Source organism: Alcaligenes ammonioxydans, assembly GCF_019343455.1.
In the GTDB taxonomy this organism is placed as follows: Bacteria; Pseudomonadota; Gammaproteobacteria; order Burkholderiales; family Burkholderiaceae_B; genus Alcaligenes; species Alcaligenes ammonioxydans.
This window is the reverse complement of sequence record NZ_CP049362.1, coordinates 3406112-3422807: the sequence shown is the minus strand read 5'-3', so window position 1 is coordinate 3422807 and position 16696 is coordinate 3406112. Positions and strand designations below refer to the sequence as shown.

General features: G+C 50.9%; 13 protein-coding genes. 8 read left to right on the top strand and 5 right to left on the bottom strand.

The window, feature by feature from the left end:
• Position 1 precedes the first annotated feature (1 nt).
• The 8 genes from FE795_RS15650 (at position 2) to FE795_RS15615 (ending at position 10904) form a co-directional block, all read left to right on the top strand.
• The gene (locus FE795_RS15650; protein ID WP_219235263.1) at positions 2–2782 is read left to right on the top strand and encodes a heparinase II/III family protein; all 2781 of its coding nucleotides are present in this window, start codon (positions 2–4) and stop codon (positions 2780–2782) included.
• Positions 2783–2907: 125 nt separating this feature from the next.
• Positions 2908–3738: a polysaccharide deacetylase family protein gene (locus FE795_RS15645; RefSeq protein ID WP_230406219.1), complete on the top strand. Its 831-nt coding sequence runs from the start codon at positions 2908–2910 to the stop codon at positions 3736–3738.
• Positions 3735–4715 carry a polysaccharide deacetylase family protein gene (locus tag FE795_RS15640; protein ID WP_219235261.1) on the top strand — a complete coding sequence of 327 codons (981 nt, stop codon included), beginning with the start codon at positions 3735–3737 and terminating at the stop codon, positions 4713–4715. Before FE795_RS15645 ends, FE795_RS15640 begins: the two co-directional genes overlap by 4 nt.
• A gap of 47 nt (positions 4716–4762) precedes the next feature.
• Positions 4763–6037: a glycosyltransferase family 4 protein gene (locus FE795_RS15635; protein ID WP_230406218.1), complete on the top strand. Its 1275-nt coding sequence runs from the start codon at positions 4763–4765 to the stop codon at positions 6035–6037.
• The gene (locus FE795_RS15630) at positions 6034–7119 is read left to right on the top strand and encodes a CgeB family protein (RefSeq protein WP_219235257.1); all 1086 of its coding nucleotides are present in this window, start codon (positions 6034–6036) and stop codon (positions 7117–7119) included. Before FE795_RS15635 ends, FE795_RS15630 begins: the two co-directional genes overlap by 4 nt.
• Positions 7120–7134: 15 nt before the next feature.
• Entirely contained in the window at positions 7135–8613 is a 1479-nt protein-coding gene (locus FE795_RS15625; RefSeq protein ID WP_219235254.1) for a glycosyltransferase, read from the top strand.
• Positions 8600–9373 (top strand): SDR family NAD(P)-dependent oxidoreductase, encoded by a 774-nt coding sequence (locus tag FE795_RS15620; RefSeq protein ID WP_219235252.1) that lies wholly within the window; start codon positions 8600–8602, stop codon positions 9371–9373. The genes FE795_RS15625 and FE795_RS15620 overlap by 14 nt, the downstream gene beginning before the upstream one ends.
• Positions 9363–10904 carry an LTA synthase family protein gene (locus FE795_RS15615; protein ID WP_219235251.1) on the top strand — a complete coding sequence of 514 codons (1542 nt, stop codon included), beginning with the start codon at positions 9363–9365 and terminating at the stop codon, positions 10902–10904. The genes FE795_RS15620 and FE795_RS15615 overlap by 11 nt, the downstream gene beginning before the upstream one ends.
• A 37-nt stretch (positions 10905–10941) precedes the next feature.
• Here FE795_RS15615 and FE795_RS15610 read toward each other — a convergent pair whose 3' ends face one another.
• The 5 genes from FE795_RS15610 to FE795_RS15590 form a co-directional block, all read right to left on the bottom strand.
• The gene (locus tag FE795_RS15610; protein ID WP_219235249.1) at positions 10942–12378 is read right to left on the bottom strand and encodes an asparagine synthetase B family protein; all 1437 of its coding nucleotides are present in this window, start codon (positions 12376–12378) and stop codon (positions 10942–10944) included.
• A gap of 269 nt (positions 12379–12647) precedes the next feature.
• Positions 12648–14219, bottom strand: a complete 1572-nt coding sequence (gene pgi / locus FE795_RS15605; RefSeq protein WP_219235247.1) for a glucose-6-phosphate isomerase — start codon at positions 14217–14219, stop codon at positions 12648–12650.
• An 89-nt stretch (positions 14220–14308) separates the two neighbouring features.
• Entirely contained in the window at positions 14309–15319 is a 1011-nt protein-coding gene (locus tag FE795_RS15600; protein WP_219235245.1) for an FAD:protein FMN transferase, read from the bottom strand.
• A gap of 32 nt (positions 15320–15351) precedes the next feature.
• Positions 15352–15867, bottom strand: coding sequence for a nitrous oxide reductase accessory protein NosL (locus FE795_RS15595; RefSeq protein ID WP_131071019.1), 516 nt, complete (start codon positions 15865–15867; stop codon positions 15352–15354).
• Positions 15864–16694, bottom strand: coding sequence for an ABC transporter permease (locus FE795_RS15590; RefSeq protein WP_219235243.1), 831 nt, complete (start codon positions 16692–16694; stop codon positions 15864–15866). Before FE795_RS15590 ends, FE795_RS15595 begins: the two co-directional genes overlap by 4 nt.
• Positions 16695–16696: the final 2 nt, after the last annotated feature.

The window sequence follows — 16696 nt, the reverse complement described above, 5'->3', positions numbered from 1 at the left end:
CATGAAAGATATGATTAAGTTTTTTTTTGAAAATGGCTTGTTTTTTATTCAGGCAAAATTAAATGGTTTCGGTCAAATCGCTTACCGGCTTTATAAAGATGGAGTTGTTGTAGAAAAAATTGGTTATATAGATGAAAAGGATGCTCCTGGTTTTAAAACTTTAGCTTCAATTGGTAATTGGCGTGTTTTGCTATATATTAAAACTGCTAAAGGGATTGAAAAGAAATGGTCTAATGAGGTTTCTATAAAAAAGTCAGAAATGGTGTTTATAGATGCTTTTGGTGGTGACTATTTGGATGATCGTTTTTATGAGATTAGAAGGTTTAAGGATTTAGAAGCTGAGATTAAGCGTTACAAGCGAGAAGGTTTTATGGCAATGGGTCGTGAAGATCTTAAAGCCCATAAATTTTCTTTTCCAATTGATTGGCTTGCTGATCCTTATGATGATCGGAATTGGATGTATCAGCTTCAGGCGTGGCGTATGATAGATCCATTTTTATTGCGATTTGAGCCGCAGGATGTATCTTATATCTCCCAGGTGATTAATGATTGGGACGCTGCTGTTAGTACGGTCGACCAGGTTGGTGATTGGTTCTGGTACGACATGGCTGTTGGCATCAGAGCCTTGAAACTCACTTATTTTGTTTTGCGGTGTAAAGCTCTTCGCATTTCTCATAAAATTAATAATCTTGAGAGTCTTATAGAGAGACATATATGTAACTTATCTAATCCTAATAATTTAAATTATGGAAATCATGGTTTATTTCAAGTCCATGGTCTTATGTCTTTAGCATGTTTGGTTAAGAAGGCCGATTGGCTTAATCTCCAAGGGGTAAGGGATTATGCAGTATCTAGTATGGAACTGTTGTTAAAGAACCAGCTAGGTGAATATGGCGTGCATACAGAGAATTCCCCAGAATATCATTTTTTTGTTTTAAAAAAGATTGTTTCTTTAATCAATGCTCCTTGGTGGAAGGGTATCGAGAAATCTAAGATTGATAAAATCATAGATCAAGGTGATCTTGCAAAACATTGGTTGGTAACTCCATCATTGGAGTGTGTTCCTGTAGGGGATTCAGGGACGGCAACAAAGCTTGCAAATAATCGGCTTATTTACAATTGGGACCATAACTCTAATGGTCGCTATATTTCTGCGCTATTGGATGGTTATGTTGTTGTTAGATCCAAGCCAACAGTTGAATTAGATAAAAGCTCTTTTCTCTTTTTTCAAGGCTCTTTTCATAGCGGTGTGCATAAGCACTCGGATTGTTTATCTTTCGTGTGGCAAGAAAAAGGTAAATATTTATTAATTGATAGTGGCAAGTACGGCTATAAAAGTGATAGATTTAGAGCGTATTTTACTAGTGGATATGCTCATAACACTTTAGTCGTTGACGAAAAAAGCTCTAGTCGAAGCCCTAAAGATATGTATGGCTCTGGGTTTGCAGATAAACCTATCTATTGTTCAGGTTATTGGATATCGAAAGGTACCGTCAACCATAAGCGAGATTCATATATTCACACTAGGGTGATATTGTTTAAGCCTTCAGTTGAGGTTTACGTAATTGATTTTATATGTAACTACTCAGATTCGAAGCAATCCAGGAAAATTGAACTCTCATGGAATTTAGATCCTAGATTTAATATAGATTCTTCAAAAAAATCTGTTTTTGCTAGAAGTTTTGATGGTGTGGATACAGTTTCGATAAAAAGTGTAGATGAGGTTGGTGATCTGAATTTCAAATGCAATTATGGTTTTGATGATGGAAAGAAGCTTTTAGGTTGGGCTTCACCTTCTTATTTAAGCACTCAGCCTGTGGTTAACTCTATTTTTGAATCGTACGTAAATAAGAAGAAAATAATTGTTACTAAGATTCTTGCTAATTCCCCTGTTGATAGTTCTTTAGCTGATATAGTGGGATTTCGCGAGGGTGGGTTTTATTGCTCTAATGATGAGATTTCTTCGGAAATCGGATTTGATAGAAAGAAATTAACTTTTTTCGAACCGAAATTCGCCCGCCATTATGATGGTTTAAAATATTTTGTTTTTGATGGATTAAGTCATTCATTTAAAGATAATAACTCCCATAGTTTATTTGTTTCTTTTCATGGTGCCATTAAGCCCCCAACTTCTAATGATGCGGGGACAGCTCTTCCTGTTTTTAGGCTAAGTAATCTGTCTTTTGTTGGTGCTCCTAGCGTCCTTTGTTTTTCAGATATGCTCCTGGAGTTTTATAGAGACAGCTCTGTTTATCTTGGGTGGTTTTTGGATACAAAAAAGGTTAGTCAAAGAGATTTGATTGAATATGTTGTTTCTTATTATGTTAAGAAATACTCTATAAAAAATATTTTGTTTTATGGCAGTAGCGGCGGAGGGCATGTGGCTCTAGATATGGCTGCTAGATTTAATCAAACAGCAATGGTATCGAATTGTCAGTTTGACCCGAGAAAGCATTCTCAGTTTTCTGACTTAGAAAAGGCTGTTTCTGCTAATGATGATGAGTTTGAGGATTTTAGTCTTTTATCTATGTTTAATGCTGTTCCTGGGCCTAAAGAATGTTTGAGTTATTGTAATTTAGACGATTATACAATCAGCCATCATACGATGATGGAGGCTATCCTTGAGGCTAAGTTTCCCAATGTATTGAAGAGAATTCATTTTAGTGGAAATGATGTAGCGCAAAAAAAATCTATTAGAAATCATAGTGTTGGTTTCCCTAATGGTCTTGATGCAAAAACAGCTATTAGGAAATACTATCAAGACGCTGAGCTTACCGTTTGATTTTTAGTAATCGTTTTTTAATCCTTTCAGTTGACACCGAAGCACTTCAGCGCAGGGCGTCGGACAAACACGTCCAACGCTTGGTCTGGGGCGAACACCCCACCGGAGCTGCTGGCATCCGCGAAATGAGCGCTATTGGCGACGAGTTCGGTGCCAAGCATGTGTTCTTTGTAGATTTGTGCGCCACGCTGGGGCAGCAAGCTGACATGCTGGAAGCAGTTCGCTGGCTGGATCAACAAGGTCAAGATGTGCAACTACATGCCCATCCTGAAACCTTGCCCAAGTCTTTCTGGGTGGACCACGGTTTGGACCATCGTCCAGCTTTAATGAATGAGTACAAAGACCAAAGCCGTGCCGAATTCGTCTTCCGACACTTCGGCAAGCTGATCTCCGACGTTACCGGCAAACCCATCCTTGCCCATCGCGCCGGTTCTTTCCGCTGGAATGCCCTCACAATCCGTGCTTTGCAGGCGGTCGGCATTCCTTTGTCGTTCAACCAGTCCATGCGGGCTGCTTTGTTAAAACGCTGCCCAACAGGTCAGCCTGATTGCTTGCCTTACGCCTGGTCCAACGGCACGATTGAAGTCCCGGTGACAGAGCGTTTTACACCCGGTATGTCCGATGCCAAACCAGATCGCTGGTCCAGCCTGACTTATCCGGAGTCTTCTTATTTTCAATATGGTTCGCGGCCTACGACTTTCTGGAAGAATCCTCTGTGGTCTTTACCCAAAGTCTCGGTGGTGTTGATGCATTCCTGGTCCTTGTTGGATTTGGATGAAAATGGTCATTTCCACTACACCAACGATCGTTTGCTGGAGGGCTACCGCCTGTTCTTGCAACGAGTTGTTAAGGACTACGACGTGATCACTACAGCAGATTTTTTGGATCTGCAGGCGCGGGGTAAAATCCGTCTTTCGCGAACAGTTAACTTAGAGCAGGTAGAAACACAGGTATGAGGGATCGCTACGCAATGATTACGGTCGACACAGAGGCGCTGCCCAAGCGGGCCTCTGACGACCATGTTAATCGTCTGATCTGGGGGCGATTTCCTAAGGGTACGGCCGGGGTGGCCGAGATGTGCAAGATCGGTGACGAGTTCGGTGCCAAGCATGTGTTCTTTACCGACTTGTGCGGGGCTTACTCCCGTCTGGGCGAACTGAAAGAAGTGGTGCGTTGGTTGGATGAGCAAGGTCAGGATGTGCAACTACACACGCATCCGGAGTACTTGCCTGACAGCTTCTGGAAAGAGCATGGTTTGTCGAACCGTCCACAGTACATGAACCAGTACACCGAGCAGGCTCGTGCCGAGTTCGTGTTCAAGCACTTTGCGGGTTTGATGTCCGAGGTAACAGGCAAGCCGGTTCTGGCGCATCGTGCGGGTTCGTTCCGCTGGAATGCGGATACGATTCGTGCCCTGAAGGCAGTGGGTATTCCTTTGTCCTTCAACAATTCTGTATGCGCCATGCATAATAATCAGTGTATTTACAGCAAGCCCACGAACAATCCTTTTGTTTGGTCCAACGGCGTAATTGAAGTGCCCATGACCGAGAAACGGATTTTAGGTAAGGTAGGCAAGCCGGAGTGGTGGGCTCGCCTTACTTACCCAGAGTCCAGCTATTTCCGCTTCCGCCCCTGGTGGGGGCAGTTACTGTTGAATACGCTTAGTGGCAACCCTTCATTTGCGGTTTTCTTGCTGCACTCCTGGTCCTTGTTGTTCTGGGACGAGAACGGTTTGGGTGAATATCGTGACGATAGCCGTTTGGAAGGTTATCGCAAGTTGCTGGCCCGCCTGACTAAAGACTATGACGTGATTACAACGGCAGAGTTTCTGGATTTGAAGGCTCGCGGAAAAATTGGTGTGCCTGATACGGTGGACTTGTCGCTGGCAGAGCTGCAAGCAGAACCGGACAATAAAATTCAGAAAAAGGCCTGAGGAAAATGCTCTTTAAGTTATGGCGTGGGCTGTTGCGGGAGCCTTGGATGGCTCTGAGCCGGCGTTTGACCTTATTTACGGTGCGTCGGCAGACTCGACGCGGTCAGCGCCGTGAAACACCTTACGAGCCCGTGCCAGGACGGTTGCTGTATGTGCCAGCCAGTGCCTTGCCGTATCACATCAGTGGTTACACCACTCGGACTCATGAAATTATCCGCGCCATGCAAGCGGCAGGCGGGGATATCTGCGTGCTGACACGCCCCGGTTATCCATGGGATCGTAAAGACAGATTGGTGGACACCGAGCTAGACGAAACCCTGGTGGATGGGGTGCGCTACGCCCACGCTCGTAATCCCTCCAACAAGCGCCCCGTCATGCAGTTCGCCATCGAAGCCGCCACCTCCATCGCCCAGGAAGCCATCAAGCAACGCGTCGCCGTCATTCATGCTGCTTCCAACCACGTCAATGCCTTGCCTGCCTTGATTGCTGCGCGTCAGTTGGGCATTCCGTTTCACTATGAAATGCGTGGCTTATGGGAGCTGAGCCGGGCCTCCCGCATGCCGGAGTTCCGGGACTCACAAGGTTTCAAGCAAGGGTTGGAGCTGGAGGGGCTGGTCGCCAGTCAGGCAGACCGTTTGTTTGTTATTTCCGAGCAGTTGGGGCAGTACGCTCGTGAGCACTGGAATGTAGACCCGGCACGCATGGGCTTGATGCCCAATTGCGTGGACCCCTCGCGTTTTATTCCTGCCGCTTCCCAGGATGTGCAGCCCAATACCATTGTCTACGCCGGTTCTCTGATTGTTTATGAAGGGCTGGATGTTTTGATTGACGCTGTGGCGGATCTGGTGGGCCGTGGCAAGGATGTGACCCTGACCATTATTGGGGATGGGGAGGCGCGTGCTCAGTTGCAGGAACAGGTACAAAGTCTGGGTATGGAGCAGCACGTGCTGTTTGTGGGCCGGGTCTCGCCTGAAGAGGCCCGTGCTTTGCAGGCCAAGGCTGCATTGGTATGTATTCCTCGTCGTCCCTTTGAAGTGTGCCGCATTGTGCCTCCCATCAAGCTGGTCGAGGCGATGGCGATGGGCAAGCCTGTTCTGGTGCCGGATTTGCCGGTGTTTCAGGATGAAGTTGGTCCATGTCGTTCGGTGCGCTTTTTTAAAGCGGGTGATGTACAGGACTTGGCCCGTGTGCTGGATGAGGCGTTTCAGGCGGGGCCGGAAGTCTTGGCGCAGGATGGTGCCTTGGCGCGCGAAGAAGCCTCGCAGCGTCGTAGTTGGGCGGACTTTGTGGTGCATGCGTTGCCGGCCGGGGCTAATTCATGATCGGTCGTGCAATCCGGGCTTTGGGTGCTCGTATTTATACGCACCCCACCGTCAGTGAAGACGGCAAGCCCGCAGGGCAGTTTGGGCAACTGAAAGTAGCCTTGGTCTCGGACTACTTTACGGCAGACTGCCTGTCCGCCGAGTGCTCTATTCGTATTCTTAACCCGCGCAATTATCAGGAGGTCATCTCCTCCTGGAAGCCTGATCTGCTTTTTGTGGAGTCCGTGTTTCATGGGCTGGGTGGCGCGTGGCGGTATGAGCTGGCCAAGCAGTCGCGGCTGATCCGTTTGCGTACGCCTCGCACGATTTACAAGCTGGTGCAGTTTGCTAAAGATCAGGGCGTGCCTACGGTGTTCTGGAACAAGGACGACGGGGCGTATTTCGAGCACTTCATCGATGTGGCCAAGGCCTTTGATTATGTATTCACCACGGACAGCGATTGCCTGCCGCGCTATCGCGCCCGCTTGAGCCCTGATGTGCCTGTGAATACCTTGAGCATGCCGTATCAGCCAGCGTTTCATCATTTCACGGGCTTTGAGTTTACCCGCAAGGAAGGGTGTTTTACGGGCAGTTATTACCGCCGCATCCTCAGTGAGCGTCGCCGTTTCCTGGACATGATTTTTGGGGCGTGTGAGGATGCTCAACTGCATCTGAATGCCTACGACAGAAATCATGACAGGCTGTCCCGGCATCTTGAGTTCCGTTTTCCTCGTTCGACCCATTTACAGGTGCATGCTCAGGTGCCGCACCGAGAAACGGGGCGTATCTACAAAGAGCACGTGATGTGCCTGAATGTGAATTCGGTCACAGACTCGGACACCATGTGCTCACGTCGCTTGCTGGAAATTCTGGCCAGTGGAGGCATTGCGGTCACTAACCCCGGTCGCGCGGTGGATCGTTATTTCCGTGACTTCTGCCACGTGGTGCATTCCCGTGAGCAGGCCAGTGAATTATTTGCTCGTCTGCGCCAAGGTCCCACTGCACAGGACTGCGAGCGTGCGGCGGCGGGGGCGGCTTATGTGCGCCAGTTCCACACCTGGGAGCATCGCCTCCAGGAGTTGGCTGATGTGGTCGGCTTCTAGGGTGCGCTTGTTTCCATGATTGTGAGCATTTTTGCGTACCTGACTCAGGCGCTGTTCTTGTTGGTTGTTGGGGCCTTTGCCCTGTACGTGCTCTTGGAGCTGCGGGTACTGTTGATCTCGCGGCGGGTGGAGCGTCGCAAGCTAAGCGAGCTCGTGCAGACGTCTGCCGCCTTGCCGCAGGATTGGTATCCCAAGGTCAGCGTTTTATTACCGATTTATAACGAGGCCGCCGTTGTCGAGCGTCTGATTGATGCGGCTTGTCGTCTGGATTACCCGTTTTCGGCGCTGGAAATTCTGGTGCTGGATGACTCTACCGATAGGACGGCGCTGTTGGCCCAAAACAAGGTGGATCAGTGTGCTCGGCAAGGTGTGCCAATCCGCCGCATTCAGCGTGCTGATCGTGCAGGCTATAAGGCCGGGAATCTGGTGCATGGCATTCAGCATTCCCAGGGCGAGTTTTTTGCGATCTTCGATGCGGATTTTTTACCTCCCGCTGATTTTTTGCAAAAAACCATTCCACCCTTCAAGGACGAGAGGCTGGGTTTTTTGCAGACAGGTATTGGTTATGAAAACCGCGACCATTCTTTTCTGACCCGCTTTCAGGCCATGGAAATGGGTCACCAGCAATATGTGACGGTAGGCCTGAGTGAAGACGGGGATATGGCCTCCTTAAGCGGCAGTTCCTGTGTCTGGCGGCGCGCTTGCGTGGAGGCCCTGGGTGGCTGGAATGCCTCTACCATTACCGAGGACGTGGACCTGGGTTATCGGGCCCAGTTTGGGGACTGGAAGTACGCTTATCTGCGCGATGTGGTGTCCATGTCCACCTTGCCTGAGAACATCAGTGCGTTCCGGGTGCAGCGGGAGCGCTGGGGCCGTGGTTTGATCCACAGTGCCTTCAAGCATTTGGGGCAGATGTGGCATCAGGATATGCCATTGATGAAGCGCATGCATGCGTTTTCCATGATGTTTTCATCGGTCATGCTGGCGTCTATTTACGCCTTGATTTTGTTGAGCCTGCCCCTGAATTATTTGCTGGATTTCGACCATGTGGTCTTACTGTGGGGTGCGCCGCTGTTTTTCTTGTTGGTCGCTGTCTGGGCCTTGAATAATGCCTTTGGGGCTCGCAAGGGCGCGCGTTTTGAGGATAGGCCAGGTGTATTGGGGACGGTGTGGCATACCTACTTGTATGTCGCTATGTTCCCGCCTATGGCTTGGTATTATTTTGTCGGTGGCGTCCGAGCCGCCTTCAAGGTCTACGGAGAATTTAACCGTACGCCCAAAGGCGAGGGCGAGAAGGCAGCAAGACAGCCCCGCATCAATCTGTATTTGTTGATTGGTGAAGTGTTCACTTTCCTGTATTCCGCATGGGCCATGTATGTGGCCATACGTATGGGTAACTACTTGTTGGTTCCTTTGAATGCCACGGTGTGTGTCGGCTTTGGCATGGTTTTGTACTGGTCCTTTCAAGAAAGGAGAGCGCGTGGGCGTAGCTGAACCAGCAGGGCAGGAACGGATTTTGATTACCGGTGCCACCAGTGCTATTGGTGGTGAGCTGGCGCTTTACTATGCTAAGCCCGGTACAGAGCTGACTTTGCATGGTCGCAATGCCGCGATTCTGGAGCCTTTGGCCGAACGCTGCCGGCTAGCGGGCGCCCAGGTACAGACGTATCAGTTGGATTTGCGTGATCTGGATGCCTTGCATGCCTGCTTGTCGCAATGTGCCGCGTTTGATCTTGTCATCGTCAATGCGGGCATGAATATTCATGTTGGCCCCAATGGCGAGCCGGAGGCCTGGGAAGATACGGAGCTGCTGCTGGATATCAACGTTAAGGCCTCGCTGCGAGTCGTGCAATCGGTGCTGCCTGCCATGCGGGCGAGAGGGCGCGGTCAGATCGCTTTTATGAGTTCCTTGGCGGCCTACTTTGGTTTGCCCACCACGCCGTCCTATAGCGCCAGCAAGGCGGCTGTCAAAGCTTATGGTGAAGGTTTGCGCGGCTGGTTGGCCCCGGAGGGGATCAAGGTCAATGTGGTGATGCCAGGCTACGTTAGCTCGCCCATGTGTGATGCTATGCCAGGCCCCAAGCCGTTTTTGTGGACTCCGAAAAAAGCGGCTCGTCGTATTGCCCGTGGCCTGAAAGCCAATAAAGCGCGCATCAGCTTTCCGTTTCCATTGAATCTTGGTTGCTGGTTTCTGGCGGTGCTGCCCGCCCGGGTGTCCGTCTTTATTCTGAGCAAGATCGGTTATGACGCTTGAGCCGGGATTCTGGACTGCAATCCTGGCTGCCTTGTCGGGGCTGGCTCTGACAGTCGGGCTGGAGCGTTTTTTGCAAACGGCAGCCCGCTTGCGTCGTCCTGCAGCGGCCTGGGCTTTGCATATGGGTTTGTATGGCCTGGCGTATGTCGTGCTGGTTTTTGTGCTGGGGCGGCCTATCTTTGCCACGGCCTTGCTGTGCGCCTTTTTCCTGCTGCTGGTTGTGGTCAGCAATGCCAAGTTCAAGGCGTTGCGTGAAGCCTTTGTGTTTCAGGATTACGAATATTTTACGGATGCGATCCGTCACCCTCGGCTTTATATTCCTTTTCTGGGATGGGGCAAATTCTTTTTGGCAGCAGCGGGTTTTATTGCCGCATTGACGATTGGCTTGTGGCTGGAAGCCGTGCCCGCCTTGCGGGCGGCCTGGACAGGGCAATGGGGCGCCTTGGCCTTGATTGGTGCGCTTAGCCTGGGTTTGTTGCTGTGGGGCAATAGGGCGCGTTTGATGGTGCAGATTGCACCGGAGCAGGACGCGCAAGCCCTGGGGCTGTTAGCCAGCTTCTGGCGTTATTGGCAGCAAGGCCGAGAACGTCCAAGCTTGTCTTCCCCTTTTGAAAATGCAGCTCCGAAGACCACGTCTGTTCTGAGCGCTGCGGATTCCTTGGCCGATCTGCCTCATCTGGTTTCCGTGCAAAGCGAGTCCTTCTTTGATGCCCGGCGAATTTCTGACAGGATTCGGCCAGAGATTCTGGCGGAGTTTGATCGCTTCAAATCTGAAGCGGTTGCCAGCGGATATTTGCAGGTTCCCGCCTGGGGAGCCAACACGGTGCGCTCGGAGTTTTCCTTCTTAAGCGGTATAGAAAACCGTGCGTTGGGTGTGCACCGCTTTAATCCTTATCGCGCCGTGTGCGCGGGATGGTCCGTGGCGACTTTGGCTTCCTGGTTGAAGCAGCAGGGTTACCGTACGATCTGCATTCACCCTTATCCCGCCAGCTTTTACCAACGCCATCGCGTGTTTCCATTATTTGGTTTTGACGAGTTTCTGGACATCAAAACCTTTGCCGATGTAGAGCGTACAGGCCCTTATATCGGCGATCTGGCGGTGGCGGAGAAAGTTGCCAGTGTGCTGGAGCAGGCCACCGGGCCGGTATTCATTCATGTGATTACGATGGAGAACCACGGGCCTTTGCATCTGGAAAAGGTGGCAGCGGGTGATATCGAGGCCTTGTACCAGCAAGCCCCCCCGCCAGGCTGCGAGGATCTGACGATTTACTTGCGCCATATCCGTAATGCTGATGCCATGCTGACCCATCTGCGCGGAGCCTTGAGCTCTTCAGATAGGCCAGCCAGCCTGTGTTGGTATGGCGACCATGTTCCCATCATGCCCTCGGTCTACGCAGCTCTGGGGACGCCGTGTGGGGATGTGGATTACTTTATCTGGAACTCCATTGAGGGGCAGTCTGTAACACAGCGAAAAAACAGGGTTATTGGGGAGTTGGCTGGGGAATGGATGAGAATCGTGGGTTTGCTTTAATTAATAAAGTTTTTAGAACAGTTTTTTCTGGCTAAGTCTAGGTGACTGGTAAATTAGCAAGATAAGGGTCAAAGTTAGAAGTGATTTTTAATAGTAGCTCTCTCTGAAAGCGCTCTTCATCTGGAAGTCCATAAGCTGCTTCATACATTTTCCTGCTATTTAATCCAGCGATGTTTTTGAGTGCGGGGTCGGCTTCGTTAAGCAGAGAGGCAGCCCACATGCTCATTCTTTGTTCCCAATAAATTAAATCTCCAAAATCATAATTGAATAATTTTTGATTTTTTAAATTTATTCTATCAAAAAAATCATTGTATGATTTTTCTACGAATAGGCGGAATTCTGTCGTTGGATTTTTTAGTCGACTAGTTTTGTACAAGTTAATGGCATATGTTCCGTCTTCTATTTTACTTTCTTTGCTTGTTTTTTTGTTAAACATGCCGCGCAAAATTTCTCCTCCTAAGCCTCTCACAAATATATCGCTTGGGCCAGAAAACTCAGCTGTTTGTGCTGTAAGAACTGCGCCCCCTATAAAACTTCCTCGATTTATATAGCCAGAATTCTTTAGTGCCTTGAATGGTTCTGTGTTTTCGGTTTTTTTAACATCTAGGAAATAGCTGTCTGCGTATAGATGTGAGCTTATTTTTTTTATAATTATAACTTCCTCATTTGATAGATTTCGATTCCAAGTTAAGCATTTAAAATGAATCTTGCGGCTATTCCAGGCGGCTATTATTGATCTGCAGTCTACTCCTCCAGTTAATCCTATAACGGGCCTTTTTCCTAATGCTGAAAAATATTCAATTTGTTTAAGTAGATACTCTTTGCTTATCTCAAGTAGATTTTCAATGTTATTTGGTTTTATTGGGTTTCTTGGCCAAAATCTGATGGCTTTGTGTTCTTCAAATGAATAGTAATGATTGGCTGGTAATCCATATATGTTTTTATACATGGTCAAATCAGCTGGTAGAAATTTTGTTCTTATTGTTAGAAAATCTTCTGATTTTGTAAATTCTATTGTTTCTTGGTCTCTGTTTATATTTAAAATTTCCGCTAGAAGTGACGAGTGGCTTGCTACTAAACCTGGTTGAATGGTGGAGTAAAATAGGGTTCGGGACCCAATAGGGTCTGTTAGTATTTTTTCAAAACTATTGTTTTTTTTGTTATAAGTTAATATAGCAAATCTTCCAGATAGGTTATCAATTGCATCCCAGTCATTTTCTTCTGTGAATTGCTTTAATGTGTTTTCTAAATTTTCGGTTCCATGTGCGCAGAAGATATCACCTAAAGTGAAAACAAAATGATCTTTGAATTGGAATTTCGATATTTTTGCTTCGTGGTGGTGAGCAATGACGGCCTCTCCACATTGTGTGAAATCCCAAGAGTTAAGAAAACTGCAGTGTGATGTATTTAGTTTTTCTTGTTTTGTTTCTATCAAAAATCCAAATCTATATTTTAGATCCAATTCTTTAAGCATTTTTGCTCCAGTGTTGATTTATGGGTGCGAGTATTTTTCTCTTGATCGCGATCTGCGGATTTTTATAGGGTATTGGATAGTGCATAAAATCATCGTGATTTTATTGTAAATCAGCTCATTTGATTTTGTGCCCACTTCTGTATATCATCCTTAAGCCTATAGACCTAGGATTTTATAGGCCTATAATTTTTTCTCGATATAAATTGTCCCTAGATGCGTCTACTACATAGGTCTTTTGCGTAAATGATGATATTTGGCAGTTAGTGTGCTTAGCCTTTGAAAACGTCTATCCAATGCCGAGTAGACGCATCATGGATGACAGAGATCTCTTTTTCACCAGACAGCTCCTGCAAAATCCCATTGGCCAATACTTTGCCGTATTCCACGCCCCACTGATCGAAGGGATTGATACCCCAGATCAGGGCCTGCACGAAAATCTTGTGTTCGTACAAGGCCAGCAAGGCGCCCAGTGAGAACGGGTTCAGACGCGGCAGCACGATCAGCGTGTTGGGGCGTCCGCCCGAGTGGACACGGTGGTGGGCCAGCTCGGCGGCCTGTTCGCCCAGGCCCTGCTGCTCGCATTCGGCCAGGGCCTGTTCGTAGGTTTTGCCGCGCATCAGCGCCTCGCGCTGGGCCAGACAATTGGCCAACAACAGATGATGGTGCTCGGCCTGATGGTGATCCGCCTGCTGGCACACAATAAAGTCAACGGGAGCGCCGTCGCTGCCCTGGTGCAGCCACTGGTAAAAGGTGTGCTGCGCGTCGGTTCCTGCCAGACCCCAGACGGCTGCGCCCGTGGCGACGCCTACGGGCTCTCCGCCGGTGGTGACGGATTTGCCCAGGGACTCCATATCCAATTGCTGGATGTAGGGGACCAGATTGCCAAGGCGAAAATCGTAGGGCGAAATATTCAGTGAGCCATAGCCCAGTACACTGCGATTGACCACCCCCGCCAGAGCCATTTGCACGGGCACGTTGGAGGCAATGGGGGCTTCCTGGAAATGTTGATCCATGGCAGCCGCGCCTGACAGCATCCCGGCCACCACATCACTGCTGACGGCCAGGGCAGTGGTCAGACTGACGGCAGACCAGAGTGAAAAGCGCCCACCGACCCAATCCCAGAACTGAAAGATTTGTTTTTGCGGCACGCCCCAGCGTGCGGCGGTGTCCGGACGGGCGGTAACGGCCACAATCTGTTCATAGGGGTTGGCGACGCCGGCAGCCTGCAGCCATTCCAGGGCGCGTTGCCCGTTTTTCAAGGTCTCTGTGGTGGTGAAGGATTTGGAGGCAATGACAATCAGGGTGTCATGCGGGTCCATGCCCGATAGGGCATGTTCTAGCGCATGGCCATCGATATTGGCCAGAAAGCGCACATTGCGCCAGCTGTGACGATAGCCAAAGGCAGCCAAGGACAGCCGCACGCCCCAGTCGCTGCCGCCAATGCCGATATGGATGATGTTGCGCCAGCGGCGCTCGGAGTCAGCGACACGCACGAATTCGTTCATGCGTTCACGTTCCTTGGCCACGTCTGCGATGGGGGCAGGGGCGCGTAGGGCGCTATGCCAGGCGGCGCGCTGCTCGGTATTGTTGACGATGCCACCGCTCAGCAATTGTGTGCGAGCCTGATCGAAATGGCGGGCGGCCAGTAGTGCGGCTCCGGCCGCCTGTAGTTCTGGCGAGTGCCGTTGCCCACTCAAGTCCACTTGCAGGCCCGCTGCCTTCAGGCAGTGCAGGTCCAGTGCGTAGCGATCGGATTGACGCGCCGCCTCACAAAACCCGGTCCATTCTGGCAGACCGGGCAAAGGGGCAGCAGAGGGAAGGCTTGGACAGTTCACGGACATGGGGATTAGGCCTGCGGTAGACGAAACCGCCATTGTACGAGGCTTTGTCGGGCTTGAGCGCCCCCTGGTAAGCGGGTTTGACGGGGTGTTTACGAATGGATCGGCACCAGATGTTTGCCATCATAGGGTAGGACCCATGCCTGCAAACCGGGGTCGCTGGCCAGAACCCGCGCAATCGCTGGGGGCGACATCCATGAGAACGCCGTGGACAAGGCATCGGCAATGGTGGCGTTGCCCGCCACGACCGAGACACTGCGATACAAGGGTCGAGCCTGTCCATTGGCCGGGTTGAACAGATGAGTGACAGAGCCATCATGGCTCAGTGCGGTTCCCGCGCCCGACGAAGTGCTGACGGCCTGATTGCGTACGTCCAGATTCAAGAGGCGGGTTGGCTCTGCCGGGTCCCCTGTCAGACCAACCCGCCAGGGACGATTGCCCGGAGCCAGGCCGACGCTGCGTATCTCTCCCATGTCGATCAGGGCGTGTTCCAGCCCTGCCTGTTTGAGCTGCTCGGTGATGCGGTCGGTAATGTAGCCTTGGGCAATACCGTTCAGGGTTAAGGCCATGCCTGGCCGCTGCAGCCAGATGGAGTCCTCCTGAATAAGTATGGCCTGGTGGCCGACTTGTTGCAGTGTCTGACTGATCTGGGCTGCGTCTGGGACAGCCGCCTGATTGCCCTTGCCTTGGGCCGCTTGGCTATACAGTTCCCAGAGTACTTGCACCGTCGGGTCAAAAGCCCCGTCGGTCAGCGCGCTAAGTCGTTGTGATTCCTGTAGCAGACGCGTCAGATCACCGGGGGCTTGCTTCAGATAGCCGTCGCGGTTCAGACGTCGCAAGGCGCTGTCTTCCTGATACAGGCTGAATATTCGCTCCAGTCGTCGCACTTCGGACAAGGCTTGATCGATCAAGGTCTGTGCAAAAACCGGGTCGGGGTGGTGGATATGCAGTTGTGCGTCCGCACCCAAAGCCACACCTTGCCAGGAGCTGAGCGGGGTAGGGACCGCTTGCATCGCTTTGACTGCCCAAGGCACGCAAGTCAGTGCGCTGGTCGCGGCCACGATACCGATAAAACGACGACGGGAAACAGGAGTAGAAGTCATGGCAAATACCTGGGATCAGGAAGATAAGCGTTTCAAGGCAGTGCGACTGCACCGAAGATGTAGTTCTCCGGCATGTCGGCAAAGCGAACCAATTGGCCGCCATGTTGTTGTTGGAAGTCCTTGGCGGCCTGCTCCTGGCTAAAGGGCAGGGCATCGATGGTGCCCATGCCGCCGGTATAGCGGCTGTAGATCAGATACCAGGCATCTTGTGCCGGTATCCAGGCTTGTTCGGGGAACTGACCGTCCTGATCGCGCTGGGCCATGTCTTGGACATAAGTAGCGGCGATGGCTTTGGATTCTTCAGGCAGCATGGTGTAGGCAAAGACCTCGCGTATGGTGGTGAACCAGAGCGGCGCTTCGCGTTCGCGCAGAAGAATTTGCCCTTTGGGGCCTTGGTGCTCGAACAGGTACATGCCGCAATAGTGGCCTACGGCGGTGTGGGGGATCTGGACGACGGGCGGCGGTGGGGCCTGTATAGGCTCAGGCTGGCCACAAGCGGCCAGTATCAGTCCCAGGCACAGCAACAGAAAAGTGCGCAGTTTTTTCATAATGCTTTTCTTTTAAATACCAGGCTTGCCAGACCAAAAGGCACAGCGATCCATAGCAGCAGAACGCCCATCAGCACGCTGGCGGGCAGGCGAGCCTGTTCACTTAAACCGGCCATGCCGGCAAACATGGCGACATTCTCATAGCCGGTCAGATTTAGCAGGCGGTACACGTCGGTGGGGTTGAACAGCAGAATGATGTTCAGCCAGGACGCGGTGATCATGGCGCCTTGATCGGCAACCAGAATGCCTAGCAGAGCCATGTCATAAATCACCACGAAGAACAGCCAGATACCGATGGCCAGACCTGCTGCCGTTGCACGTTCTCTGACCAGGGTGCTGATGAAATAGCCCATGGACAGGAAACTGGCGCCGAGCAGAACGCTGGCCCCCATCATGGCCAGAAAGGGCGTCCAGACGCTGAAGTCCAGGCCTCCATGCGCCACTTGCAAGGTGATGCCTGCCAGGCCGTAGCCCACGACGGTAGACAGGCTCAGGATCAGGGCATGACCCAGAAATTTGCCCACCAGTACCTGCCAGCGATGGACCGGGTAGCTGAGCAGCAAGGACAGGGTGCCGCGTTCGATCTCGCCCACAATGGCATCGTAGGACAGCAGCATGGCGATGAGCGGGATCAGGAAAATAGACAGACTGGACAGGCTGACCACCGTCACAGTCAACGGGTCGACCTTGACGCTGCCGGTGGGGGCGCTGCCCAGAAAGCCGAGCGACAAGGCCAGGGTGGCCAGCAAGAGGGTGACTGCCAGTACCCAGCGGTTGCGCAGCCCGTCGCGCACTTCCTTTTGGATGATGATCAGGACAGGGTTCATGG

Excerpts from the sequence above, each read along its gene's own strand:
- FE795_RS15650 (WP_219235263.1), top strand. The coding sequence starts at position 2 with ATGAAAGATATGATTAAGTTTTTTTTTGAAAATGGCTTGTTTTTTATT.
- FE795_RS15600 (WP_219235245.1), bottom strand. The coding sequence starts at position 15,319 with ATGACTTCTACTCCTGTTTCCCGTCGTCGTTTTATCGGTATCGTGGCC.
- FE795_RS15630 (WP_219235257.1), top strand. The coding sequence starts at position 6,034 with ATGATCGGTCGTGCAATCCGGGCTTTGGGTGCTCGTATTTATACGCAC.
- FE795_RS15595 (WP_131071019.1), bottom strand. The coding sequence starts at position 15,867 with ATGAAAAAACTGCGCACTTTTCTGTTGCTGTGCCTGGGACTGATACTG.
- FE795_RS15645 (WP_230406219.1), top strand. The coding sequence starts at position 2,908 with ATGAGCGCTATTGGCGACGAGTTCGGTGCCAAGCATGTGTTCTTTGTA.
- FE795_RS15615 (WP_219235251.1), top strand. The coding sequence starts at position 9,363 with ATGACGCTTGAGCCGGGATTCTGGACTGCAATCCTGGCTGCCTTGTCG.
- pgi (WP_219235247.1), bottom strand. The coding sequence starts at position 14,219 with ATGTCCGTGAACTGTCCAAGCCTTCCCTCTGCTGCCCCTTTGCCCGGT.
- FE795_RS15590 (WP_219235243.1), bottom strand. The coding sequence starts at position 16,694 with ATGAACCCTGTCCTGATCATCATCCAAAAGGAAGTGCGCGACGGGCTG.
- FE795_RS15635 (WP_230406218.1), top strand. The coding sequence starts at position 4,763 with ATGGCTCTGAGCCGGCGTTTGACCTTATTTACGGTGCGTCGGCAGACT.
- FE795_RS15625 (WP_219235254.1), top strand. The coding sequence starts at position 7,135 with ATGATTGTGAGCATTTTTGCGTACCTGACTCAGGCGCTGTTCTTGTTG.
- FE795_RS15610 (WP_219235249.1), bottom strand. The coding sequence starts at position 12,378 with ATGCTTAAAGAATTGGATCTAAAATATAGATTTGGATTTTTGATAGAA.
- FE795_RS15640 (WP_219235261.1), top strand. The coding sequence starts at position 3,735 with ATGAGGGATCGCTACGCAATGATTACGGTCGACACAGAGGCGCTGCCC.